Origin of the sequence: Paraburkholderia panacisoli (assembly GCF_008369935.1) — a bacterium.
Taxonomy (GTDB): Bacteria; Pseudomonadota; Gammaproteobacteria; order Burkholderiales; family Burkholderiaceae; genus Paraburkholderia; species Paraburkholderia panacisoli.
This window is the reverse complement of record NZ_VTUZ01000030.1, coordinates 100,247-126,185: the sequence shown is the minus strand read 5'-3', so window position 1 is coordinate 126,185 and position 25,939 is coordinate 100,247. Positions and strand designations below refer to the sequence as shown.

At 56.9% G+C, this 25,939-nt stretch carries 16 protein-coding genes and 4 pseudogenes; 8 read left to right on the top strand and 12 right to left on the bottom strand.

Features of this window, described 5'->3' with window-relative positions:
* Positions 1-2,281 precede the first annotated feature (2,281 nt).
* Positions 2,282-3,508 (bottom strand): CaiB/BaiF CoA transferase family protein, encoded by a 1,227-nt coding sequence (locus FVF58_RS33880; RefSeq protein WP_188131000.1) that lies wholly within the window; start codon positions 3,506-3,508, stop codon positions 2,282-2,284.
* 63 nt (positions 3,509-3,571) lie between these two features.
* The gene (locus FVF58_RS33875; protein ID WP_149674094.1) at positions 3,572-4,738 is read right to left on the bottom strand and encodes an acyl-CoA dehydrogenase family protein; all 1,167 of its coding nucleotides are present in this window, start codon (positions 4,736-4,738) and stop codon (positions 3,572-3,574) included.
* Positions 4,739-4,934: 196 nt separating this feature from the next.
* On the opposite strand from FVF58_RS33875, the gene FVF58_RS33870 reads away from it, so the two are divergent.
* The 6 genes from FVF58_RS33870 to FVF58_RS33845 all read left to right on the top strand — a co-directional run bounded on the left by FVF58_RS33870 (position 4,935) and on the right by FVF58_RS33845 (position 12,378).
* On the top strand, positions 4,935-5,993 hold the full coding sequence (locus tag FVF58_RS33870) for a MaoC family dehydratase (RefSeq protein ID WP_149674093.1): 1,059 nt from the start codon (positions 4,935-4,937) through the stop codon (positions 5,991-5,993).
* A 15-nt stretch (positions 5,994-6,008) separates the two neighbouring features.
* Positions 6,009-7,004: an HpcH/HpaI aldolase/citrate lyase family protein gene (locus FVF58_RS33865; RefSeq protein ID WP_149674092.1), complete on the top strand. Its 996-nt coding sequence runs from the start codon at positions 6,009-6,011 to the stop codon at positions 7,002-7,004.
* 111 nt (positions 7,005-7,115) lie between these two features.
* Entirely contained in the window at positions 7,116-7,892 is a 777-nt protein-coding gene (locus FVF58_RS33860) for a GntR family transcriptional regulator (RefSeq protein ID WP_149674091.1), read from the top strand.
* 306 nt (positions 7,893-8,198) lie between these two features.
* Positions 8,199-9,215 (top strand): AraC family transcriptional regulator, encoded by a 1,017-nt coding sequence (locus FVF58_RS33855; RefSeq protein ID WP_149674090.1) that lies wholly within the window; start codon positions 8,199-8,201, stop codon positions 9,213-9,215.
* Positions 9,216-10,158: 943 nt separating this feature from the next.
* A complete protein-coding gene (locus FVF58_RS33850) occupies positions 10,159-11,184 on the top strand; it encodes a LysR family transcriptional regulator (protein ID WP_342802423.1) in 1,026 nt (341 codons plus the stop codon).
* 303 nt (positions 11,185-11,487) lie between these two features.
* Entirely contained in the window at positions 11,488-12,378 is an 891-nt protein-coding gene (locus FVF58_RS33845) for a haloalkane dehalogenase (protein ID WP_223191186.1), read from the top strand.
* 1,184 nt (positions 12,379-13,562) lie between these two features.
* Here FVF58_RS33845 and FVF58_RS33840 read toward each other — a convergent pair.
* Together FVF58_RS33840 and FVF58_RS33835 are read right to left on the bottom strand one after the other, a co-directional pair.
* Entirely contained in the window at positions 13,563-14,690 is a 1,128-nt protein-coding gene (locus tag FVF58_RS33840) for a J domain-containing protein (protein ID WP_149674089.1), read from the bottom strand.
* Positions 14,691-14,917: 227 nt separating this feature from the next.
* Positions 14,918-15,175 (bottom strand): annotated as a pseudogene (locus FVF58_RS33835) (transposase domain-containing protein); the annotation flags it as partial.
* 306 nt (positions 15,176-15,481) lie between these two features.
* Here FVF58_RS33835 and FVF58_RS33830 point away from each other — a divergent pair.
* Positions 15,482-15,685, top strand: coding sequence for a hypothetical protein (locus FVF58_RS33830; RefSeq protein WP_149674088.1), 204 nt, complete (start codon positions 15,482-15,484; stop codon positions 15,683-15,685).
* Positions 15,672-17,750 (top strand): recombinase family protein, encoded by a 2,079-nt coding sequence (locus tag FVF58_RS33825; protein WP_149674087.1) that lies wholly within the window; start codon positions 15,672-15,674, stop codon positions 17,748-17,750. The genes FVF58_RS33830 and FVF58_RS33825 overlap by 14 nt, the downstream gene beginning before the upstream one ends.
* Here FVF58_RS33825 and tnpC read toward each other — a convergent pair.
* The 8 genes and pseudogenes from tnpC to FVF58_RS33785 all read right to left on the bottom strand — a co-directional run.
* Positions 17,751-19,130 (bottom strand): annotated as a pseudogene (tnpC, locus tag FVF58_RS33820) (IS66 family transposase); the annotation flags it as partial. It abuts the gene before it with no gap.
* A gap of 94 nt (positions 19,131-19,224) precedes the next feature.
* On the bottom strand, positions 19,225-19,578 hold the full coding sequence (gene tnpB, locus FVF58_RS33815; RefSeq protein ID WP_188130999.1) for an IS66 family insertion sequence element accessory protein TnpB: 354 nt from the start codon (positions 19,576-19,578) through the stop codon (positions 19,225-19,227).
* The gene (gene tnpA / locus FVF58_RS33810) at positions 19,578-20,042 is read right to left on the bottom strand and encodes an IS66-like element accessory protein TnpA (protein ID WP_149674085.1); all 465 of its coding nucleotides are present in this window, start codon (positions 20,040-20,042) and stop codon (positions 19,578-19,580) included. The genes tnpB and tnpA overlap by 1 nt, the downstream gene beginning before the upstream one ends.
* 294 nt (positions 20,043-20,336) lie before the next feature.
* Positions 20,337-22,182: pseudogene (locus FVF58_RS33805) on the bottom strand (EAL domain-containing protein).
* 176 nt (positions 22,183-22,358) lie between these two features.
* A pseudogene (locus FVF58_RS33800) lies at positions 22,359-22,825 on the bottom strand (transposase).
* Between the two features lie 118 nt (positions 22,826-22,943).
* Complete coding sequence (locus FVF58_RS33795) at positions 22,944-23,933, bottom strand: tyrosine-type recombinase/integrase (protein WP_149674084.1); 990 nt, start codon at positions 23,931-23,933, stop codon at positions 22,944-22,946.
* Positions 23,930-24,856 (bottom strand): tyrosine-type recombinase/integrase, encoded by a 927-nt coding sequence (locus FVF58_RS33790; protein WP_149674083.1) that lies wholly within the window; start codon positions 24,854-24,856, stop codon positions 23,930-23,932. The genes FVF58_RS33795 and FVF58_RS33790 overlap by 4 nt, the downstream gene beginning before the upstream one ends.
* Positions 24,853-25,929, bottom strand: coding sequence for a tyrosine-type recombinase/integrase (locus tag FVF58_RS33785; protein WP_246217281.1), 1,077 nt, complete (start codon positions 25,927-25,929; stop codon positions 24,853-24,855). The genes FVF58_RS33790 and FVF58_RS33785 overlap by 4 nt, the downstream gene beginning before the upstream one ends.
* Between the last annotated feature and the right edge of the window lie 10 nt (positions 25,930-25,939).

Sequence of the window (25,939 nt, the reverse complement as noted above, 5' to 3'; positions counted from 1 at the left end):
TTGACCCCGCTCTACGGCGCTTCGGCGCGGAGGCGCCAGAAGGACCCGGCCGATGATTCGAGACCAAGTCACTTTATGAAAGGCCTTGACAACTTCCTGCTCATAGAAGGAATCCCCGTCCTTCCAGCGCCCAGCGCGGGAGCCATAGGCTGAGGGCGGGGAGGACGTCGAAACCACCTCTTAGTGTCTGCCGCCAAAGCATGCATGAGCGGCTTCGGCGGGCGACAGACCGGCTCTGAAGTAGCCTCGTAGAAGATCCAGGGTAGCGGCGTCCGGAGAGTAGGAAGTGCTGATAAATTTCGCTTCAAGCGCTTCGTCGAACCAGGCGCACGCCCACGTTTCTAATTTCCATAAGGTCTCGAGCGTTATGAATTGTGACTTGTCCATCATAGTGATCCTGGTGGGTCAGTAGGTGTGTTCGCTGCGGCCGATATCCCCGATTACTCGACACTTGCGTAAGCATGTATTGTTAGACGCACGGCCTCAGGTGGGAACACGCGCCACGCACCATCATCGTGCCGAAAGAAATAGAGGGCAACCGAGCCCTCCGGCCGCTCCGCCTCAACGCATACATAACGCGTCCGACTATGGAGCGTGCGACTGAATCTGATTACGCGAACCGGCGCAGCAAAATTTTGGGTCAGCCATTTTTCCACCAGAAAGCGCAAGGACCTTTCCGCGTTCATCCGCTTCTCCTTCAACGTAAGTCCCGTTCGTCAGCCGCGCCTCGTTGTACTCAACAGGTCGCGGCTTCGGCTACAGCGTTTGCCGTTTCGTGTCATCAATGCCGAAGGGAATCAATCGAGCAGCGGCGGCTACCCTCGTAGTTGTTCTGGTGAATTTCTCGTTCAGCGCACTAGGCATATCTTATCCGTCGATCTGGCCACACAAATTGCTGGGAGAAGCGCTTCTGGTAGCGCGTGTCCACAGTGATGCCGCAGACAGGGTTCCGGTTGTCCAGTTTGCCCGGATACAACTTCGGCTAAATCACCAATGGCACTCACTGCGGCGAGGTCTCCTGTCAAACCTGTCCACTGGCAGCGCCAGCTTGCCCGCCTCTGCCGGACACCCCGTAGAGCATTTTCAGCGTGGACTCGGGTCCTTCAAAATAAGCTCATATCTGTCGGTCCGCAGGTTACTCAGGACAACGATCAGGGACGACGGCCACCATGTGGATATCGTGAATGTCTCGACGAATTAGCCGCCGTGCTGTAGGCGTCGTGAGCCACTAACCACTGCTTCGCCACAAAGTGAGCTATGGTCACGTTTGTGCACCATGGTCCACCGAAACTTGGCCAGTGATTTCTGTCCACGCCAATCTCTGGCAGGGGATGTTCAGATAGCTCACACTACTTTTCCGGTTCGAGTTTTCCTTCAGTTCAATGACTTCGTCATCCCCAACTATTTCATCCTGATCTTCGTGAAGCCACAGCTGTCCTAGTCATCAGTATGTACGGACATAGTAGAATCGAATTTATTCGCCGTAAACTTTTTTTTCGAGATTTTGCCTCGTCGTTAACCCTCTGAAGACCCACTTCCATCGTGTATTTGATTTAGTATGTCCGTACATATTGACGGTGGTCGATGGAATAGCAGAGACCAACCTTGAGCGTGAAGGCAAGAGCTGGGAGAGGGCGCTGGGCAACTCAGGAGGTCACTTGTGAATCTGCAGTGACGCGCGTCGTGTTGATAGACAAAAAGTCAAATCTGGAAAAAAGTTCAGATTTCTCGCGAAATCGAGGAGATCGCGGAAGTTACTGGATATTTCGGTATCCTTTGTTTAAGGTGTATGAAGAATTTTACCGCAATGCATTGCTAGCGCTGCGACGTGGCGGCGCAGATCTCGCGTGGTTGGACGAGTATCGGCAGTTTGATCGAACGTAGCAATGAACTGATCGACGCATTTGCAGATTTGCCACTTCGGGATAAGGGAGTTACTGCTGTGTTTCATGCAGGGTGTTCCCGGTGCATTTTGGATATCGGAGCGTAGCGCTGGTTCAGATATAGCGAGCCGCTCCTATCACGCGGCGCGCAGCGTCGACGAGTGGGCCATCTCCAGAGGCGGATACTGATTCGCATCGGACGTGCGGCCGGATGAGGATTGACGATACGATCTACGATCGAGGCTCACTGGTGCCAACGCCGAGCAATGGGTGGGACTTTTTTCTTGTTCCGGAGGATGCTGTCCGGTGACCTGTGCCCCGTCCGTCAATATATTCGCGAGAATCGAGCAGAGCCCATACTTGGCGTCAGGCTCTCATAGCCCACTTTCCCTTTCGTCTTAGCGGACTGCTCCCGTCTCGCGCATCGTTTCAATATCTCGCGCTGCGTAACCTGCCCCGAGCAGAATTTCGTCCGTGTGCTCGCCGAGCATTGGCGCTCGGTGCCGCACGCGGCCAGGCGTCGCACTCATTTTGATTGGTACGCCTGCAATCTGCACTGGTGACGCGGAGCCCGGTTGTTCGACAGTGACCAACATGTCGCGGACTTCGTAATGTGGGTCGTTGAAAATCTCCGCAGCGGTATAGACGGGACCAAATGGCACCCGGCCACCGATACACTGTGCCAGCTCCTCCTTCGTGCGCGTCGACGTGAATGCTTCTATAGTCGTGACTACCAGTTGTGCGTTCTGCACTCGAGCCTCATTGGTGGCAAACGCTTCGTCCTCGATGAGCTCCGGGCGCCCGATAACGGTGGCGAGTTTTCGCCAGAATTCGTCGTGTACACAGGCAATGGAGACGTAACCGTCGCTGGCGCGGAAAAGGCCAAAAGGGCAGTACAGCGGATGACGGTTGCCTTCCGGCGCCGGCACGACGCCGGTGTAGGACGTCTGATAGACGATGCGTTCGCACACAGCTAGGATGCAGTCTGTCATTGCGACGTCGACGAACTGCCCCTCGCCGGATTCGCGAGCCCGGTGGACCGCCGCCAGAATGCCAATGCAGAGCATCAACGCGGGAATTGTGTCGCCAATGCCGGGCCCAATCTTTACCGGCGTGTTACGGTCCGGCCCTGTAATGCCCATCATGCCGCCCATTGCCTGTGCGACGACGTCATAGGCAGGCCAGTCTGCGTAAGGACTCTCGCCGCTCCGGGGGTCGCCAAATCCGCGGACGGCGCCGTAGACGAGGCGAGGGTTGGTTTCCTTCAACCGCTCGAAAGACAGTCCAAGTCTCTCCATAACGCCAGACCGAAAATTCTCAACGACGATGTCTGCTCCGTCAATCAGCTTACGCACAACGGCGCAACCATGGGCCGTTTTCAAGTCCACTGCTATCGAACGCTTGTTCCGATTGACGCTCTGAAAATATCCGCCAAAATCACGAAGAGTATCGTCGTCGCGAAACGGTCCTATCGGACGCGTGCCATCGCCCTTGAGTGTTTCAATTTTGACGACATCGGCACCGTGATCGGCCAAAATTTGTGTACAAAAAGGGCCGGCAAGCATCTGCGTCAAATCCACGACGCGAAGGCCGGAAAGGGCTCCTGGCTGCTTGGTGAGCTCCATTTTTCGCTCCATTTCCATTTGTTGGGTGTTCGATGTTTTGATGTGGCTGCGAGTCTAGGTACGTTATGAGACGACCTTGCCGAGCAACGCGTCTGAGATAATTCGCATCTGGATTTCCGACGTGCCTTCGAATATCTTCGTTAGGCGGGCATCACGCCAGTAGCGCTCGGCTGCAAAATAAGTGGTGTAGCCAGCTCCACCGTGAATCTGCAGACCTTCACTGGTTACCCGTTCGGACATCTCGCTTGCAAATAGTTTCACCATTGAGGCTTGCATATCGCATCGCTGACCTTCGTCAATCGTCTCGCACACCGAATAGAGCAATGCGCGCGCCGCTTCGATCTGGGTGGCCATATCAGCAAGCTTGAAGCGGATCGCTTGGAAGTCACCGATCGGCGAGCCGAACTGGCTTCGTTCCCGGGCATACTGCAGTGAGTCTTCCAGGCTGCCTTGGGCCAGACCTATGGAGCGGGCTGCGGTATGCGCGCGCGCCGTCTCTAGCCCTGCAGTCGCCAGATAAAACGCTGCGCCTTCGTCTCCGACTATGGCAGACGCAGGGACTCGACATCCGTCGAAGGCCAACTCCCAAGTCGTCCATCCGTGATAGCCAATTTTAGGAATAACGCTACCTTTCACGTTTTCTGGCAACCGTCCACGCGGCTTTTCCACAATAAAGGCGCTGAGTCCCCGGTGGCGGCCTTTCGGATCGATCGCAGCGTCCGTTCGGGCAACCACCAGAATGAAGTCTGCATCATCGGCGAAGGTGCACCAGTACTTGTTCCCCGTGATCTCCCATTCGCTACCGATGCGTACAGCATGGCAGGAGATATTGGCAATGTCGGATCCTGCATTTGGCTCCGACAGAGAAAATGCTCCGAGGAATTCGCCGCGCGCCATCCGTGGCAGATACTCAGCCTTCCTTTCAGGAGACAAGGCCTTCAGCGCACCGATCAGGCCGTTGCCTCGCGCAATCAAGCTTGCCGCACTCATCCAACCGCGAGATAACTGTTCCGCGACAAGACAGTACTCGTACGCGCCGAGGCCAAGTCCTCCATATTCCTCTGGGATGAGGATGCCGAAGTACCCTAACTCGGCCATCTCGTCGATCAGCTCGCGCGGGATCTTGCCTTTCTCCGGATCGAGTTTGTTCGCGATGGGCAGAACTCGCTCCATGGTGAACTGCCGTGCGGCCTCTTGAATCATGCGTCGCTCGTCGGTAAGTCTGTGCATAGGTCTCTTCTATCTACCGTTGGGCTCGGCATCCGTGTGTGATAGGCATAGTATGTACGGACATACTAGCAGCGAAATGTGTATGATGTGCAAAAAAGTTTGTGCTGTTTGCTTGACTTGGTTCAGATCGGATGCCACTATGTACGTACATTGTTGTCAGACATTTTTGGCGTGAAATGCCGCAGCGGGAGGGAGTGTGGGGAAGGAACGAAATGGGAACTACTTCGAGGACTTTCAGGTTGGCACAAAAATCACGCATGCAACGCCACGTACGCTGACGGAGGGAGACCAGAGTCTTTATGTTGGTCTCACGGGTAGTCGCGCAGCGCTTTACACTGCAGATACCAACGCCCGGCAGCTTGGTTTTGAGCGGCGACCGTTGGAGGATTTGCTGGTCTTTAATGTGGCCTTTGGCAAGACAGTTCCTGACATTTCACTCAACGCCATTGCTAACCTCGGTTACTCGGACGTGCGCTTTGTGGCTCCCGTTTATCCTGACGACACGCTCGCAGTGAAATCCGAGATCATCGGCCTGAAGGAAAATTCGAGCAGGCAAAGTGGGGTAGTTTATGTGCGTTCCATTGCAACTAACCAATACGGAGTCGAGGTACTGACATGGATCCGATGGGTGATGATTCGAAAGCGAGATAGCGGCGCCGATTGTCTGGAGAAAGATGTGCCGTCTCTTGATCCATGGGTCCCGGCTGATCATCTGCAGTGGGGCGCCTACACCGCTGCTGTGCAAAACATCAGCTCGGCGACAGGTGTGGGCGATCTTTGGGATGACTACGCCGTGGGTGAGCGCATAGTTCATCCGGGTGCAATGGCGATCAACAATAGTGATCACAGTATCGCCACACGCCTTTACCAAAACACCGCAAAAGCACATTTTGACGAATTCTCGGCTGCAGCCGCCGGAGGGCAAAGACTGGTCTATGGGGGGCACGTAATTTCGATTTGCAAGGCGTTGGCATATGACGGGATTGAGAACGGTCTATCGATTTTGGCCATCAACGCTGGAAGCCACGTTAACCCTACCTATGCTTCCGACACGATAGCTTGTGCGACTGAGGTGATTGACAAGTTCGACTTCGATTCAAATTATGTTGGTGGGCTTCGGTTGCGCATGATCGGCGTAAAAAATGCACGGCCCGAATCAATCGAATTTCCAGGGTCGAAGCTTGGCAAAGTGTCTTATCCAAGCAATGTAGTTCTCGATCTGGATTACACCATCGCGATCCCGAAAAGAATGTAGCAACTGGAGACATCAATGACTGCTTTAACGCATCCGAAAGATGCACTATTCGCAGGCGAGCGCGCTTTCCCGACATTGGCCGTATGCGAGCATTTCGCCGGCAGTGAGAAGTTGATCAACAAGGCCATGCAGCTGCAATCTGAACATGGCCCGGTCTTTGACATCACCTGCGATTGCGAAGATGGGGCAGCGGCAGGGGAGGAGCGCGAACACGCGGCCATGGTTGCGCGCATGATCAATTCCGACCAAAACAGGTTCGGCAGAGCAGGGGCGCGGATTCATGATCCAGCGCATCCAGCGTGGCGACAGGATGTGGACGTGATCGTAGGGCAGGCTGGAAATCGCGTGGCCTATATCACGGTACCGAAGGCTACAAACGCAGCGCAGGTTTCAGAAGTTATTCAATACATCCAGGATGCTGCTCGAGCTGCCGCTGTCGACCGGATAATCCCTATCCATGTGCTTATCGAAACTCACGGCGCGTTGCACGAAGTATTTTCCATCGCCGCGCTGCCGGCTATCGAAGTGCTCGATTTTGGTTTGATGGATTTTGTCAGCGGCCATCACGGCGCAATCCCGGCGTCCGCTATGCGTAGCCCGGGGCAGTTTGAGCACGCTTTGCTGGCGCGAGCCAAGGCTGAGGTTGTTGCGGCAGCACTTGCAAATGGCGTAGTGCCTGCGCATAACGTCTGCCTGAACCTCAAGGATGACAAAATCATTGCGGGCGACGCTCATCGTGCGCGCAACGAGTTCGGATTTTTGCGCATGTGGAGCATCTATCCGGCGCAGATATTGCCAATTGTGAATGCGCTGCGACCGGATTTTGCTGAAGTCGCTGACGCGGCTGGGGTTTTGATTGCCGCACAGGATGCCAGCTGGGGTCCTGTCCAGTACAAGGGAGAGTTGCACGACCGCGCGACGTATCGTTACTTCTGGGCGGTGTTGGAAAAGGCGAAGGTGACCGGAATGGAGATACCAGCTGAAGCGAAGCAGCGGTTCTTCGCAAGTTGAGTCGCCGGGGTGCGGATTGCGTGTTAGTCGGATAGCCGTTAGGGAGCGATGTGCGCGGCCGTTAGTAAAGGTAGAATCTGTTGCCAACATGACAAACTGCCGCGTGACCACATGAACGTCCATTCCAGAGACCGTAGCCCTGACTTAGGCTCCACCAACACTCGCTATGGCGAACTCGCCAGCATATTGGTGAAAGCTATTGTAGCCGGGCATCACGCTGTTGGTAGCTTGCTCCCGACGGAACACGAGTTGGCGCAGCGCTATAGTGTTAGTCGCCACACCGTGCGCGCAGCACTTAAGCTTGTGCAGGAGCTCGGCTATATTTCACGCAAAAAGTCGGTCGGTACGATTGTCGAGAACGCGAATCCAACCGCCGCGTACACGCAGTCGATTGACAGCGTTGACGACCTGGTTAGAGTTGCAGTTACGGAAGTGCGCGCGATCGAGACGACCGATCTCGTTACCCTTGATCGCGCCACTGCGCGTCGTCTTGAGGCACCCGTTGGAAGTCAATGGATACGGCTATCGGGTCCTCGCGTCGACGTGTGGAAAAACCGTAGTCCAGTTGCATGGGCGGATATTTACATTGATCCTTCGTTTGGCGGGATTGTTGATGAGATTCACAACCATCCGGAAGTGCTAATCAGCTCCATAATCGAACGGCAGTATGGGCGCCCGATTGATCAAATTCGACAAGTTGCTACCGCGACGTTGCTCGACGTGTCACTCGCAGGCACGCTCGGTGTCGACCCTGGTTCGGCAGGACTTCGCCTCGTCCGCCACTACAGAAGTGCCGATGGCCGCCTGCTTGAAATTACTGATACGTGCTATCCAGCAGACCGGATTGCAGTGTCCTTTCAGTTGAAGCGGAGTAGGGTGCGGGGTTGAACGGAACAGCCCCTGACGGGGCAGTCATTCGGGAGCGTTTGCTGTTCCGACCGTGATTTCGAACGGGCTGGCCGGCTTGGTGCGTCGGGGTTGGTGGAAGTTCATGCTGACCGGTTCGCACGATGTGTGGACATTTGCATTCAGTGTGGGCCCTTTACGGGGTGGCAAGCATTAGTCGTCGGCAGCTACAGCAGGATTTTTACACAGGCAAGAGCTAAACCACCTTCGTACGACCGTCGCGTTGTCACATGCCGTTCACGCCGAGTGTTCCGTTATGAATACATTAGGCAACCTGTAGCCCCGACTATGCTTACCTTGAATCATCTTTCTGCTACTGTGCCGATTTCGGTCGTCAACGGCTTCCTATCTGAAGTTGACAGGGCCGCGGCCGCACGTCTTACCGGGCGCTCCGGGATACCATATGAACTGCTGCGTAAACCCGGGGCAAGAGTCACGCAGGAGCAGTTTTCAATGCTTTACCGGCTGCTTGCGGCGGAGATCGATGACGAGATGCCTGGTATTTTTAGTCGTCCGATGCGCAGTGGTACGCTGAAATTCCTGTGTCTTGGCTTGCTGGACGCACCGAAACTCGAGGTCGCGCTCCACCGGTTTTGCCAGTTCTTTCATCTGCTTCTCGACGATTTCAAACTCGACTCGCGGCGCGAAAGGGGATTGGGTTACGTCGAACTCGTGACCAACCCGGACGGACCCGGTGTGAGCATGCTCGGCCGGGAGCTGATGCTCAAGCTTGTGCATGGGGTGGCATCGTGGCTGATCCGGCATAGAATCCCGCTGATCGAGGTCGATTTCGAACTCGCACGGCCCGCTCATACCAGCGACCACCTGTACTTGTTTTCAGGGCCGGTGCGATTTGGTCACGAGGCGACGCGCTTGTGTTTCGACGTCATGTACCTCGACATGCCAATAAGGCAACGCAAATCGGACCTAAAGGAGTTTCTGCACCGCGCGCCCGACGACTGTATCTTTGAGTCGTTCGCCGAGCAAATGGTCTGTCATCGCGTACGGCAGTGCATCGCCGATGGCCTGCCGTCTACCCCGACTATCGAGATGGTCGCCCATCAACTGCACTACTCGGTGCGCACGCTTTGCCGCCGGCTCGAAGTTGAAGGCACCACATTCCAGGTTATCAAAGATGAAGTGCGACGGGACATCGCGATCCAGCGTTTGACCCGCTCGGACGATGCTATCGCAGTAATCGCCTATGAAGTCGGTTACGATGATCCGACCGCATTTCACCGCGCGTTCCGACACTGGACGGGCAGCACGCCCACCGCTTATCGCAACACTGTGGGGCCTATGTAGAGACGACCGCGTCGCGAGGTTGAAGCGCCGGCAATATGCTTGATACGAGAATAGTTTCCGCTGCGTGCCGATTTTGCCGAGTCGCAACTCTGCTCGGCTCAGGGTGCTGCAGCACAGTGACGAAGCTAATGCGCGCATCGTCAGCGAGTCCTGCAGACGGATAGCTACACAAAATCAAGCGGAGATACCTTTATCACTAGATCTCACTTGCCGCCTACTTGCAGTTGAAACGCGCCGACGTGTATATGGCCAAGGCGTATCAGCATGCAAGCGGTCAGCAAAGCAACGTGTGCGATGCGCATCCGCTCGTTGAGTTCGCGCCGAAATTGCTTGACGAATAATACGGCTGTACATATTATTTGAAGTGGCACCGCACAATGGTCAGGCACAGCTCTGACAGCGCTTCGCCGAGGAATGCGCCATGATTTTTTTGGTGTTGGATTTTTGTCTGATTTACGAATTCTTTGCGACTATATATCGTATATAGAATCAGGATTCCTATCGAAATGGCAGGTTCGAGAATGGAAAATTGGTTTCCACGTGCAACGAACAATCGGCTAACAACTTGAAACTCCATCAGTGGTTGGTGAATCCGGCGTCGATTTGAATGGGAGTCGGAATCGTCCAGATGGGTTCGAAAATCGTGAGGGATGACATTGCCTGAGCTATGTTGGTTTGATGCGCAAAAGATGGCGTCGGATCATGAACGTGTCGGTCAACACTGCCTAAGATGTGCGCATATGCTGCCGCTGTTGCGTCAGACAGTCACCCACTCTGACGAACAGAATGAGGTGTGACTTCCATTCAGGTGCTGCCGCACGCCGTTTCGTTGTCGGCTCCGTTCGTGAGCGGGAAATGATTGAGCGCGCATGCAGACTGGATGTTGGGGCTCCGATGTGGTTGCAGATGTAGCCTCAGACGACGAAAGGACTCGGAATGTTTCGTGAACGGGAGTGCAAACACGAAACTGGGCTGCTTCCCAGCAATCATTGGGCAAAGCACATGGGATAGCAATGAACAAGTTGCAGGCAATGCGGATTTTTGTGAGGGTAGTGGAGGCGGGCAGTTTCACTGTGCGGGCGAGTCTCTGGGCTTCGATGCCTCTGTCATTTCTCGTGCCATTGCGGACCTCGAACGACAATTGCGTACAAGGCTTATTTATCGAAGCACTAGAAGGATGGCGCTGACGGAGACTGGAAAACGATATCTGGAGCGATGCACGCATATCCTGAAGTTAATTGATATGGCCGAGGACGAGGCGCGAGACGCACACTTAAGGCCGTCAGGTGTGCTTCGGGTTCAGGCGTTCAATGGAATCGGTCAACATTGTGTTGTTCCCTGCGTCGTAAGCTATGAGCGCGAATACCCGGATGTTTCTGTCGCGCTTACTCTGTCACAAAGAATGCCAAATCTGCTCGACGGTGCCTTTGACGTGGCAATTGTTTTAGCCGAGGGGCTAGAGGACTCTGCGCTGGCCGCGCAGCACATTGGCGACACAGCGAGCATTTTGTGTGCGTCTCCAGAATTTCTTTTACGCCATCCGGCAGTGGAGCGTCCAGAGGATCTTGAGAGGTTGGCTTGCGTTGAACTTGACACTCCACCGTCTCCGCAAGATTGGTGGATGCTTTACAGAGGGGCGGAAGGGGTCTCGATAAGGGTCGCCACACGCTTTCGCGTAAATGTTGCAGAGTCTGCGGTGGTTGCGCTTGAGAGTGGATTGGGCATCGGCGAGGTACCTGCTTATTCGGCTGTGAGAGCCTTACGCGACGGAACGCTGGTTCGCGTGCTTCCTGAGTTTACGCTTCGCCCGAGAAGTATTTTTGCACTATATACCCCGAGTCGATATCTCGTCGCCAAGGTCAGAACGTGGATCGATCATGTGAAACATGCGATGCCGCAACACCGGGCGGCAGAGCGAGCGATTCTGACTGCGTCTGCCGCTCTCCCAATCGAAGCCGCGACCTGCTGAGGGAGCCTTGGAGTAAAGCTTTATGTGATCGTTAACCATGCGTCAAAAGTGTCTCAGTTTTTCGCCCCTTGTTGCGTGCTTACGTAAGAGATATGCCGGACTTCCTCCGGCGGCTGGCCTGCTGATACGTGTTCTACGGAACGCCTGTGACCTGCGCGCGGCGTCCGGTATTTCTCGAGCAGGAGCGCATATCACAGACAGCCGCCGTCGATTAACTGCGATGGCCCCTGATGTTGGCTGTCTCGATAGTGCCTGGAACTGTCGACACGTGACACGTCTCGGGCTTGCTGGAAACCCTTACCAATGGAGAACCTGATGTTTTCGACCGACGAGCAGCCTAAGCGTTTCAGCGAAGTTCATGGAAAAAAGATGGCGTACGTCGACGAGGGCGACGGGCGGCCGGTCGTCTTCCTCCACGGAAATCCGACATCTTCTTACATCTGGAGAAACGTGATACCGCACGTGGCACCCTACGCACGGTGTATTGCGCCAGACCTCATTGGCATGGGCGACTCTGAAAAGCTCGAAGAAGGCGATGCGAATCGATACAGTTTTGTGCAGCACCGACGTTTTCTCGATGCTTTTCTGGAAAGCATCGATGTGACTCGTGATGTGGTTTTGGTGGTACAGGATTGGGGAGCCGCGCTTGGGATGGACTGGGCACGGCGCCACGCACGCGACGTGCGCGGCATTGCTTACCTGGAAGCGATGGTGCGCACCAGAACGTTGGACGAAATGGACCCGATTGTCCGTAGCACGTTTGAACGATTGCGATCTTCCAAAGGTGAGGAAATGGTATTGCGGGACAACATCTTTATTGAGAAATTACTTCCCGCTCGCACGATCCGCGAACTGTCAGAGGTCGAAATGAACGTATACAGGCGACCCTACCTCCGGGCGGGAGAAGATCGACTGCCGACCTTGACCTTCCCACGTGAGATACCGATCGACGGGAAGCCTGAGCAGGTGGCCAAAATTGTTGATGATTTTTCACGATGGATGGCCGAGACGGATGTTCCGAAGCTGTTCATTAACGGCGATCCGGGCGGTATCCTCGTTGGCGATATGCGGGAGCTGTGTCGCACCTGGAAAAATCAGGAGGAGGTGACAGTTAAAGGGAGTCACTTCCTGCAGGAGGATTCCCCTCATGAGATTGGTGTCGCAGTTGCGGAGTGGCTTCGGAAATTGGCCTAAAGCAGGAGCTTTATCAGCGTTTTCTCTTGCTGCGGAAGTTACGTCGTTGTCGCCGAACAGCTCACGATGTCCCTGCTGGATTTTTGATGGTTTGTGAACGCGCTCGCGGACGTGGCGTATGCAGGTGGAGAGACTCGGCCGTGTGCGAGCGCACTGCGTCTTACCAACGTAGCCCACATCGGGGGTCGAGCCGTATCGTATCTTGTATAGCTGTGATTCGACAATCATGGCCACGGCGCGATGGCATAGCCCAAAATTCGTCAAGCGGGAACCGGGTAGAGGCTGTCTTCGTTTCGCTGAATTGCCCCTTACTCATTGTTAACGCCCGGCCAGAACTCTTTTGGAGTTTGCTTTCTCGTTTGTTAGCCGCGGTGGGAGAGTGTGATCAATCTCACCCGCGGGCACCTGCAGCCAGCAGAAACACAAGTGCTATGTCGAGACTTTCAAACGCGCTGTCTGATTAAGAGCGTTTCTGGCGGCTCACCTACAATCTTTTTTCGTGGAGCAGCCATGTCCTCAGCAGAAGAGCAGTCCAGAAATTCGTGTGCAATCCTTCAAGAGATTACTTGTCTCGAAACAAACGACGGGCGGACAGTTGTTTCGCTCCATGGAAGCCAGACGTCCTCTGATGTCTGGAAGAGCGCAATCCCTCCCGTGGTACCCGATTCCCGGTATACGACGCTTGACCTGTTGGTTGGTCACGATTGGGTTGGCTGGTCATGGATTGGACATGCTATCGTTCCTTCGCGGCACACCAAAGCGTCTATTTCTAGTGAATCGTGTAGCTGCGGGGCTGGAGCGAAGGTGGCTAGTTCAGATCGTCTTTCTTCAGGCGGCCGCGCTAAGGGGAAGCGAGCAAGATTGTATTGCATGGCAGTCGGTATGTGGAGGAGCTTCTTTCAGGCTACCTCTTGCGGGCGCGATCAGATGCCGAAATAGCGGAGCACCTACTTCTCCATCTTGGTAGCTAGCTTAGAGTGTCGGCCAACTCATACATGTTCCGGTAGCAATTCTCGAATGAGGGCGTACCGAATCGTGTGAGTCCGGCCGTCCAAGTCGGCGCCGAGTGAGTCGCGTTCCGGGGGGCTGGCTAGGATGCCAGATTGATGATTGCGGCAACGGAAAGACGGTAAGCGCGAATTTCAGCACACGCGAGATTTTCGGGGCACGACCCTCGAAGTCGCTCAGAACGGCATTTCGTCGAAGTGAAGCGTTGCGTGCTGACGTTTGACACTCTTCAGCCAGCTCTTGAGTGTCCTGATCTCTTCGAACACCAGCAGGTCTTGTTTCAGGTCGCGTACGCTTTGCTGAATTCCTGAGATGTCGCCCGTGAGGTTGCGCACGACTGTGTCAGGAGAGATGTCGATGAATGGCGGAATTCCATAGGCGTGCCTGAATCGAGCTTCGACATGCAGGATTTCCTGATCCAGTTCGCCGAGTTGCTCCTTCAGGATCGCGTTGTAATGCTTCAGCCGGTCTTCGCTGATATTGTTGATCGCGCTCTGATCGATATGTTCAAGCTCCAACTGCAATTCCAGCAGCTGTAACAGATTGTTTTTGCCATAGGCCTGGTTGGCCCGCTGCATCAGTGTGGTCTTGCGCTGGCGCTCCTGGGGATCCGGTTCACGATCGGGATGAAGGGCACTGGCAAGTTTGCGATAGACCTCGCGGATGGACTGGCTTAGCTGTGCCTGCTCCTGCTCCTGCCGCGCCTGCGCGGCGAGCTGCTTCGCCGACTTTTTCCGTTTGGCACGATGTTCCTCTTTGGCCTGATTTTCAGCCGCTTCCCGCGCCTGTTGCTCTTCCATTTTCGCGTGCGCCCGCTGCAACAGATCTTCCGGTGAGCTCATGTCGATATCGTCGCCCAGTTCCGCACCGAGCATCGCCTCCAGCACAGACTTCATGTCCTCAAGTTCGGCCGCTGCTTCGCTGTCATAGTCGGATTGACTATGCCTGTTGTAAATGGCTTTCAGTTGCGCATCGTCCTGCTCTTCGATCAGATCGCCCGCCAGGCCGGTGATCAGCTCCGAGATCGTGCGGCGTTCGGATTTCGTCAATCCTTTCTGGTCGTAGGCCTGCTCAAGGCAATGAACCATCTTCACCTGCAAATCCGTGCAGATCTTCTCGAGTGGAAGGAACTCGTCGGTGTATTTTTTCTGGAAGACTGGCCCGACCACCTCCCACGCGCCGAGACGGTGACGCCGCTTTTCAATCTGCCGGATGAGCGTGTTGAATGCCTTCTGGCCTTTTGACAGACTGGCCTTGTTGTGGCCCGGGGCAATGCTCACGGACCTGCGGTTCGTCCTGGTCATGGGATGCTTTTCTCCGATTGCTGCGCGAAGTGACGCGAGGCGATATTTTAACCGGCCTCCCGGACCTGCTCCCGCTGCAGAGAACTCCCATCCCGTCGTGCTGTTACGCGCCGGCATCTGCGACACGACTGGCGATGATGGCTTCATAGGGGCGAGCATGGACGCACCGCGAAGTTGTCGCAACGATGACGTCCGAAGCATGCTCTTGAGCAGTGCACTTTCGCATATCAGGGCGTGTTCGTCGAATCCTGCGGCTTCGCATCCCGCAGGGGGTCCTGCGGATCGAAGTTGAACGGCAAGAGATCGCTGACGTCCGCGTCGGGAGCACGCTGCGGCAATTCGGTCAGCACATGCAGCAGGTACGCGTATGGCTCGACGCCGCAGGCGCGGCACGTCAACATCAGGCTGTACACCATCGCGCTTGCTTTCGCTCCGGCAACCGTGTCACTAAACAGCCAGGAGGATCGGCCTGTACACAGTTCGCGATCATTCTGCCCATATCGGGCAGGAAGTTGAAGTCCATTACCGTTGGCATCCTTTGTATGGGCGTCGCGTCAAGGTACGAGACGTCGAGGAGCGAAGCGGCGGTCGCGTGGTGCACGTCGAGGCCAGCCCAGGCGTAGTGAGGGTGGTGTCGGCGTGGATGCTGGATCGCGTCATGTGTTCTGCCATGGCGTTGGGCGAGCCGCGCGTCACAGTTGCGGTGCTGAGCGAACTCGACCGGCTGCTGGTTGACTGGCGCTTGCGAGCACACTCGTCGGACGGTTCCACTACCGTCCGGGAGAAACGCAATGGACAAGCTGCCAAGGGACGTACTGCTACGCCCACAACCGCCTGCACTGACGCTGTCTCAGATGAGTCTGAGGTTCGACACCGCCGAGCTTCAGGGAATGAGCGCGGCACAGCGCGCACGGGCAATCACACACCTTGCGAACGTGCTGCTCCAGAGCGCAGGCGTCGCCATCGGCAAGGAGTCTGACGATGACGAACACTGATCGTCTGCCAGCGCCTCTGCTCCAGCGCAAAGCAGTAGTTTATGTCCGACAGTCGACGCAGGCTCAGGTCCAGATGAACCTCGAGAGCAAGCGTCGCCAGTACGAGCTGGTGGGAGAAGCAAAGCGTCGCGGATTTCGTGACATCGAGGTGATCGATGATGATCTCGGCCGCTCGGCCAGCGGTACGGTCGCGAGGCCCGGTTTTGAGCGGCTGGTGGCGTTGCTGTGCGCCGGCGAAGTCGGCGCGGTCCTTTGTCTGGATGCATCACGTCTTGCCCGCAATGGACGTGACTGGCACCATCTGCTCGAACTGTGCGGTCTCGTTCAGGCGAGGGTTATTGATCTTGATGGTGTGTACGATCCTTGTCGACCAAACGACCGGTTGCTGCTGGGCATGAAGGGTAGCATCAGCGAATTCGAGCTCAACGTACTTCGAACAAGGATGTTGGATGCAGCTCGCGCCAAGGCTCAGCGGGGCGAACTGCGCATTAGCGTACCAATCGGCTATCTCTGGCACCGTGATATTGGGCTAGGCCTGGATCCAGACCAGCGGCTTCAGGAGGTCATACGCCTGATCTTTGCCCGCTTTCGTGAACTGGGCAGCGCGCGCCAGGCCTTCCTGTCGTTGCTGGCCGAACAGATCCACTTTCCAAGACCGACCGACGGCAGGACGCTGACGCAATTCGACTGGACGTTGATACGTTATCGCAACGTCATATCAGTGCTTAGGAATCCGTTCTACGCCGGAGCTTATGCATATGGCAAGAGTGGCAGCCAGACGACCATCGTTGATGGCCGTGCACACAAGACGTACAAGCATCGTAAGCCGTTTGATCAGTGGGAGGTCATACTCAAAGAGCACCACGAAGGTTACATCGACTGGGCGGAGTTCGAACGCAACCAGAAGGTGCTCGCCGCCAACGCCTATGGCAAGGCGGGCGACGTAAAATCTGGACGTGGCGGGCGAGCCCTGCTTGCAGGGATGCTTGGATGCGCGCGTTGCGGCCGGCGCCTGTCGGTGGCCTATACTGGACGCACCCCGCGACCGGTCTATCGATGCTATCGCTTTGATCTGCCGCCGAAGTGCATGAGCTTCGGCGGCTCCCGGATAGACGTCGCGATCGCAAGAGAGCTGATGCGTGTCGTCGAGCCGATGGCGATAGAGGCGGCCTTGCTGGCCGAGCAGATGCGTATGGATTCCATGAACGAGCAGCGGCGGATCATCGAACTTGAGCTGCAGCAGGCCCGATACGAAGCCACGCTGGCAGAGCGCCGCTACGCTGCCTGCGACCCCGATAATCGTTTGATTGCCGCGCAACTGGAGAAGAACTGGGAAGCGGCCTTGCATCGTGTGCAGGCCTGTCAGGCGCGCCTTGAGGCGGCGCTTGCACCGGCAGCATCGGCTCCTGCTCCCGATTTCACGAAGTTGGCCGAGGACCTCGATGCTGCCTGGAATGCTCCAGGCGTCAACATGCGCACACGCCAGCAGCTGGTTCGGGCGTTGATCGTCGATATAGTCGCGGACGTGGACGAGTTGACGCGCGAAGTCATTCTCACGATTCATTGGCACGGTGGTCAACACTCGCAGGTGCGGATCCGCAAGCCCAGGACCGGAGAGCACGGGTGCAGCACCTCCGACGAAGCGCTCGCGGTTATCCGAAGCATGGCAACCCGATGGTCTGATCAGGACATTGCCGCCTCACTAAACCGGATGGGCATACGCACGGGCCAGGGCAAGACCTGGACTGCGCATCGGGTCAGCTCAATACGGCGAGTGCGCGATATCTATGCGTACAAGTCGGCTGAGAAGGATGGTGACTGGTTGACGATGTCCGAAGCGGCGAAAGCGCTTGGTGTTACCCACTACATGATCCGGCGTCTGATCAACGACAAGATTCTTCCCGCCGAGCAGGTAATGCCCGATGCCCCGTGGCAGATTCGCGCGAGCGATCTGCGCACTGAGGCAGTTACAGCTGCGCTGACGCGCAAACATCGCCCGTGTCGCAACGAAGTTGAAGGGCAACTCCCAATGTTTACCGAGGTTTCGCAAGGAGGTGCACAATGAACGCCCCGTCCAGAATGGTCTGATGTCTCGTTCTATGACGTTATTGTCGACGGGGGCACGCCCGTCGCTCACGTAGCGACTGAGATATGTCCACTGCTTGCGTGTATATGAGATCGCCTTGCCCAGCAGGCTTTCTGGCAGGACCTGCGGCGCCTGTTCGTCCAGCCACTTTCTGAACGCTTCGAGTAGTGGCACGCTGTGCTGCTGGCGCAGCCGGTATGTGTAGTCAGCGCGCGTCTCGCCTTCGGGCAGATCGGCTTTGGCCAGCGCCTCGACCTGATAGAGCGCCTTGAAGTATTCCAGTGCCTGCGCGGCACGGCCGCCGGGTTTCTTCATGCCCTTGAGCGCGTCGACGAAGGCTCGACGGGCGTGAGCCAGGCAGCCGAAGTGGGTTGGACCTTCGAGCGTGCGCCAGGCGGCGTATCCGTCCGTCATCAGCAGGCCTTCATAGCCGGCGAGGAACGCTTGAGGATATTCCTGCCCGCGCCCGGGCTGGTAGTCGAACAGCACGACCGGCTGCGCACAGTCTTCGGCACTGCGGTAGACCCACATATACGATGTGCTCTGCGCAGCCTTGCCAGGCTCCTTGAGCACCTGCACTGTTGTCTCATCGCCATGAATCAACGGCTGCGACAGCAGCGTCCTGCGTAATGCCTCATAGAGCCGGCTGTAATGCAGTTCAGCGGGCCGGATGATCCAGTTTGCCAGCGTGCCACGCCCGACTTCGATATCTGCGCGCACGAGCGCGTGAGCCATCCGGTACAGCGGCGTACCATCGACGTACTTTCCTGCGGTGACGGTGGCGATCATCGCCGCACTGGCATTGCTGCCCGGCAACGGCTGCGCTGGCATCGATGCGGTGATCACCGGCGTGCGTTCGGCATGGCGTTCGCAGTGGCGGCACGCGTACTTGAAGCGCACGTGCTGCAGCACGGACGCCTTCACCTCGATATGCAATTGTTCGCTGACCTCTTCGCCCATGCGGTGAAGTGCGTTTGCGCAGCATGGACAGACCTTCTGCTCTTCGGGCAGGTCGTATTCGATGCGCTGACGTGGCAGGTGCGCTGGCAGCGGTTTGCGTCCGGACCTGTTTCGTGCCGGCCCGGGTACATCTGGCAGGCCAGTATTGGGCAGCGCGACCGTGTCTTCGGCATCGACGGCATCATCGTCATCGCGCTCGGTGGCGGCGATCTGTTCGGCCTCGTCGAAGACGCGATCCCTGAGCTTCTCGCTGCTCGGCGCGAAGCGCTTGCTCTGCGCCAGGCGGAACTGCTCCTCCAGTTGGGCAACCCGCTCGCCCAGTTGCCGGTTGCGTGTCTCGAGTTCACGGATATAGGCTTGGGCGGCCGGCGGCAATTGGGAGAAATCGTCTTCGTTCATGCTCCCATGGGTAGCGAAGAACTGCGTGCGATGGGTTTACGGGAATTTGTAACCGTCTAGTCGCTCCGTTGTTTTACCGGCAACGCCCCGGCGTTCAACTCGCGTGACGGTACCTCCGTGATGGATGGCGCCGCACTGCGTCAACGTCAATGCCCTCAAGGAGCCAATGCAGTTGTTCGGTCGTCAACTCGATTACCGCCTGTGGTTGACGTGGCCAGACGAAGTGGTCCTGCTCAAGGCGCCGCAGCAGCAGCCAGAAGCCGGTGCGCTCGTAGAGCAGTAACTTGACCCGGTTGCGTCTGCGATTGTGGAAGGCAAACACGGCACGCGCAAACGGATCGAGTTGCATGGACTGCTCGACCAGTGCCACCAGGCTGTTGATGCCGGCACGGAAGTCGATCGGCTCACGATGCAGGAAGACCTTCAGGTCCGCCTCGAACCGGAACATCAGGACGCTCCCAATGCGGCAACCATCGCGCTCACGAGTGCGGCATCGTGTCCTGAACATTCGAGCTCGAGCTTCACGCCGTTGGGCAACTGAGCCGACAGCCGCGCCGCCAGTGCCGCTCGTGGCGACACAGGCGAGCGCTCCGGGTCAGGCAAGGGCCACGCAGCGCGTGCCGGAGCCAGCGCCGGCGCAGGGTCATCGATCGCGACGACCGGCACGAAGGCTGATGACGTAACGACCATGCCGTCCTTCACAGGGGCATTTGCCTGTTCACGCAACTGAACCCATTTGCGCAACTGGTTGGCATTCACCCCAGCCTTCAGAGCCAGGCCAGACAGCGATGCGCCCGGTTGCAGGCAGGCATCAATCAGTCGTTGCTTGTCCGCACGGTCGAAGCTTCGCTTGCCGCCGGCACCAACGCGTGTCACCCGCAAGGGCAAAAAGGTCAGGTCATCCTGGGTCATGGATTGCGTCCGCAAGTTGGGTTGCGGACGCAATCGTGGACCTTCTCAGGCACGGAAGCTAGGTGGGCAGAAACTCGCGCTTACGAAAGACGCGCCTGCCCGATTCAGACATAATTCCCCATTACAGGCTTTCATTCTGTGATTGCAGGGGATATTTACACCAACGTTCGACTCCCTAGTTGTCCGACAGGGCGGCGCCGTATCTACATTTCGCCGGCGGTTTCGTTTGAAAGACCGCACGTCCTTATTCCAGGAGTAATCGTTCATTGTCGGTCCTTCGGTTGGAAGCTCTAGCTAGCTGGAATCACGTGTTGTGCCAGTGTCCCCTCGCAGCAGGATTTCCACCTCTCTAGCATCAATCAGTAAGAATCCGGAGGTTTGCTGCTTTGCGCCCCGTTTCGCGACTGCGGCGATTGACGCGATTTCTACGCTGCTGTACGGCGAAGGGCTGCCGGTCGGCTCCACGTGCACACAGCCGATCGCCATCGTGACGCAATCGAAGAAAGTAGCATTGCCGCGCCGGTCCTCACCGTGAATACCGCCGGGCAGGAGGTCGGCCGGCGCATAAAAACGCTTCGCGCGCGATTGAACGCGTGGATTGCGCGTGGCACGCGTTCTTTCCAGTCGTCGCTCTGGAACAAAATCAGGAAATCATCACCGCCGACGTGGCCGAGAAAGTCACGGATAGGGTCGCACACAGTGCCACAAGCACGGTCGCGGCGAACTTCAGTACCTCGTCTCCTTGCCAGTAGCCATACTGATTGTTGAAAGGTTTGAAGTGATTCAGGTCAACGTAGCAGGCATGGAAGCCGGCGTCATTGTCGAGTAAGCGGGTGATGTGCGAACTGATTGGGATATTGCCCGGAAGAAAGGTCAGCGGACTGGCGTAACGTGCGGCTTCGATGCGCGCCTCGGTCACTGCGCGCACAAGGGTTTCGCCAGTGCCAAGACCCGCATATTTGCCGTTTTCGGTAATCACGAAACCGTTGGCTAAGTATCGCTGATCCTCGCTTGCCAGGAGCTTGGCCATCTCTTCGACCGTCATTGATCTTTCGACGATCACAGGCGACGCATGAGCGAACTGTAGGCAGGAGCGTTTCCCAAACGGTTCGCGATGATAGGGTAGGGCGTAGCGGTCCATAAAACCACGCCGGTTGATTAGCGTGACCGGTTGGTCGTTCTCGACGATCGCGACCGCATGCAATTCGGGGAGCCGGTTGAACAGCTCGAGTACATCGTTGTTGATTGCATGGCGCGGCAATGCAGGTGCGTGAACCAGCATCTTTGTGGCTGCCATTCCTCCTGATGTCAATACGCGTGTGTCTCTTGTTGGCTCGGGAAACACCGCGATGTGCTTGCTGTGCAACAACGCGGTTGCGTCGGGGTCAATTGAGCGCAATGGCTGAGCATCGGGTTTTCCAAAGTAAAATCCCTGGCCACAGGTGATGCCCATGTCACGTACGACAATTAGATCCGCTATATTATCGATACCTTCGGCAATGAGTCGAGTGCCGCTTGCTTTCGCAAAGTGCTGCATTGCCTTGACCGCTTCGAACTTGAGCGAGTCATTCGCGATCCCATGGATGAAGAAACGATCGATTTTTACGACGTCGGGTCGCAGGCGTACCCACAAGTTCATGCTTGCATTCGCGGTCCCATAGTCATCCAGCGCGAGTTGTACGCCCGTGACTCGCAGTGTTGCTACCGTCGAAAGGAATTTGCCAGTGTCATGGATTATGCTTTGTTCCGTCAACTCAAGCACGACCCGCGTTGGATCTATCCGGGTTTCTCCGAGAGGATCAAGCGCATTACTGGGTCCAACCACGATCTGCTGAAGCGCTTCTGCACTGAAATTGAGAATTAGCTTACCTTCGCACCAAAGTCGTGCGAAGGCTTCGATACAGGTTTGCGCCGACGCCCGCTCCAGGTCAATGGAGCAGCCTTCTGCCTTCGCCTGTGTGAACAGCGCGTTTGGCATCTCAAGTGGCGTGCTCGCTGGTCCGCGAATCAGACTTTCGTAGCCACAGATTGAGCCGCTTTCGAGGTCGACAATCGGTTGGAACACGGCTGACAAGCTACGTTGGGAAATCAGGTTTTTGATTCGCGGAGCTTCCAGTTTCGACTGCATATCATGCGGCATCGGCCGTCACTCGCAAAGTAAGGAATACGAATTTACGTCAACAATCTCCCGCAATTTAATGAAATCTGAGTGAAGCTTAGACGCCCTGGCAGCGCAACATAGTGCGCTGACCGTGGCGGGTCGAAGTTTGAGCTAACGTCAAGAGTGGTGTATGGGCAGCCTGATGGTCGGCGATTTCAAGCGGCGAGTTTCTGCTGAACCGGTTGATCGTCCTGCACCGGTTCACCGTCCCTGAAGGCAATGCCCTCGAGCAACAGCTTGATCTTTTCGGGGCCGTTGATACGGCGCCACGTTTTCTCGGCTTCCTCGATCAGTTTGAATGCCAGACCTAGGAAGGTCGGTCGCGACACGCAGTTGCGTGTACGCGTCGTCCGGTGGCGTACGGTCGCGAACGTCGACTCGATCGCATTCGTCGTGCGCAAATGCTGCCAGTGCTCGGCCGGGAAGTCGTAATACGCAGCAGACTTTCCCGATCCTTCTTCAACGTCTCCGTCGCCTTCGGATATTTCGCCGCATAGACCGTCACGAAACGATCGAACGCGGCGGATGCATCGGCGCGCGTCGCGGCCATCCAGATCGCCTGAAGGTCTGCCTTTGCGCGCCCCTGTTGCGACTTCGGCAGCGCATTGAGCACATTGCCCATCTTGTGAAACTTATTCCGACCTCGGAATAAGTTTCATTACGCCGAATTCCGGATTAGGCCGATGTGGAGTGGGGATGCCACGCCGTTGGCGGTGAGCGTGCAGTAGGCGTCGGAATAATCAGAGCGACTCTAGGAAGGCCAGGAGCTTGTCGGTGGGACAAGATCGACCCGGCTTCGCGGTGGGCATTCGAGCGCGGTCGAGGGCTTGCTCCTTGATGCCCAAATGCGCATGAAGATAAATCGCGGTGGTGTCGACGCGCTCATGCCCTAGCCATAGAGCAATCACTGTGGGATCTACGCCTGCTTCCAGCAGCCGCATTGCCGCGCTATGTCTCAGTACATGGCAAGTGATGTTCTTCTTTCCCAATGTCGGACACGTGGCAGATGCTGTAGTTACGTGTAGTGCGATGCGGCGCTCAATCGCGTCTCGGCTGAGCGCCGCTCCGGCACGCGTTGTGAACAGCCGCGCCGACGGATTGGCGTCACACTCGGCGAGCCAGGCGCGGAGCACGTTGACCACCGGGACAGTCAACGGAGTAATGCGATTCTTGCGGCCCTTCCCCTGGCAGGCGAGATGTGCGCCGACGCCGATGTGAACGTCGCTCTGTCTCAGGCCGATCAACTCTGAGATTCGCAAGCCGGTTTGCACGGCAACCAATAGCAAAACGTGATCGCGGCGGCCTGACCACGAGGCGCGATCGGGCGCCGCGAGCAACGCTTGCACTTCGGCTTCGGTGATAAAAGCAACGATGGCACGCTCAAAGCGCTTGGATTGGATCGCCAGAACTCGGGCGATGGTGGCCGCGTATTCGGGGTTGCGTAATGCCGCGTAGCGAAATAGCGAGTGGATGGCGGCAAGCCGAGCGTTACGGGTGCGTGCGCTATTTTTGCGATCCAGTTCAAGATGGTCCAGGAAGGCACAGACAACCGGCGCATCGAGGTCAGAAAAATCGAGCGCCGAAGGTGATTTGCCGACTCGCTTCGCACAAAAGCCAAGCAACAATCGCCAGGTATCGCGATACGCGGAGACAGTGCATGGGCTTGCGTGCCGCTCGCGGAGGAGCCGATCAGTGAAAAATGCCTGAAGGGTTGTGGCAAGTGCTGTCATGCTCGTTCTCCACGTGGATGCTCCAGACGCTCGGCTGCCTTCGCGAGCAGTTCCGGTGCTGCCGATAGATACCAGTAACTCGACGCGGGATTGGCATGCCCAAGATACGTTGAAAGCAGCGTGAGACGCTGCTGCGTATCGGAGCCATCTCGATACGCGCCAAGTAGCGCGTTGACGGCGAATGCATGGCGCAGGTCATGGATACGAGGGCGACACCGACCTGTGCGCTGGGTAAGAGTGACTTGGCTCACCAGGCGCTGAAATGTCCAGCGAACATTGCAGTACAGGAGTCGATTGCCAGTCGGGGAGATGAATAGGGCCTCGGATCTCGCGGCGAAGGAAATACGGTTGCGGCGGGTAAGATAGCGCTTCAGGGCCGCGACCGCCGTTGGGTGCAATGGAAGTTCCCGCATCTTATTGAACTTTGCCTCCCGGATAATGAGCGTACCGTTGCGCGCATCGAAATCCTGACGATCCAGATTGATCGCCTCGCCGACACGCATACCGGTGACGGTGAGTAACCCAATCAACGTCTGGTAGGTTACCGCTCGCAGTGGCGAGCTGAGCATCCCGGCGGCGTTGATCAGTTCGACAATCTCGTCCTCGCGATACAGATACGGGATAGCTCGGTGAGCCCTCCAGGGCAGCAGGTCCGGCGGCGGCACCTCAACAGCCGGATCGGTGATGTGCAGATAGTTGGCGAAGGCACGAACTGCTGACAGACGATAGGACCACCAGTTGTTACAGGCGTTCTTCGGTTGGCATGCCCATGTCAGAGCATGTTGCGTCGTTATCGTTGGCGCTTCGGTATCCAGAAAGAAGTTAATGAATTGATTTAGCAGCTTCTCCTGTCGTCGCAATTTATACCCCAAGGAGCGACGCAAATTCAGGTAGTCAGCCAGCGCAAGATGTAAATCGTTCATGCTTCACCTCCCGGCCATGCTCGGGCCAGTAGGCGCAATCCCTCGCGGTCAACCTTGGCATAGATTGCCGTGGTCATCAGACGGCGATGGCGCAGCACTTGTGCGACTCCGGGAAGCGCGACACCGGAGCGCACCATTTGAGTTGCAAGTGTGTGACGTAGCCGATGGGCTCGCACGTTAATGAGGCCCGCGCGCGAAGCGGCGGCAGCCACCGCGTCTGTAATACCGACGGACGAGAGTGCGCGGTGAGGGGCCCGTGTACGTACAAACACGGTGCGGCCCTGCGCGGTATCGGGTCGCCCGCGTTGAAGATACGCTGCCAACGCTTCGCCGACATCCGCAGGCAAAGGAAGGCGTTCGAGACGCCGACCTTTGCCTCTGACAACGAGCTCACCTGTGCGCCAGTCGATGTCGTCAAGATTGAGCATACGTACCTCGCCAGCACGCAAGCCCAGACGCGCGAGCAACATCAGGATTGCGAAATCGCGACAGCCGCTACCGGTGCGCCGATCGCAGGCTGCGAGTAGTCGTTCCACATCGCATGGCTCCAGTGCGCGTGGCAACCCGGCCAAGCTCCATCCTGCAACCGACGGGACTGCTGTGTCCAGCCGCTGCGCTATCAGCCCCTCCATGTGCAAGTAGATCAGCAATGAACGTAGTGCGGTAACCGCGAGCTTCGCTGAACCTATAGAGCGTCCGCGGCTAGCCGTGAGCACAAATCTGTTCAGGTGCTCTGGCCGCAAGTCCGTCCAGTCGAGTTCGTCGCTCACAACTCTGTCCGTAACAAGCGGACGTACCATATCTACATATCCACGAGCGCTGGTGGCGACAAGCCCTCGCATATCGAGCAGATATTTGTGATAGCGAGCAAGCAGTGCCTCGTCAGGACCCAACACTGCTGATTCGGTTGCCACGTCGACTCCAGCGCTACCAAGGTAGTCGACCAGCGGCGCCAGCGCTTTGCGTGAGAGCCACAACGTGTAGCCCTGTGCGCGTCGCGCATCCAGGAATTCATTGTTCTTCGTATACGCGTTTACATCCAAGTATGGAGTGCGATTGTTGAGGTGCAACACGCAGTAAAGC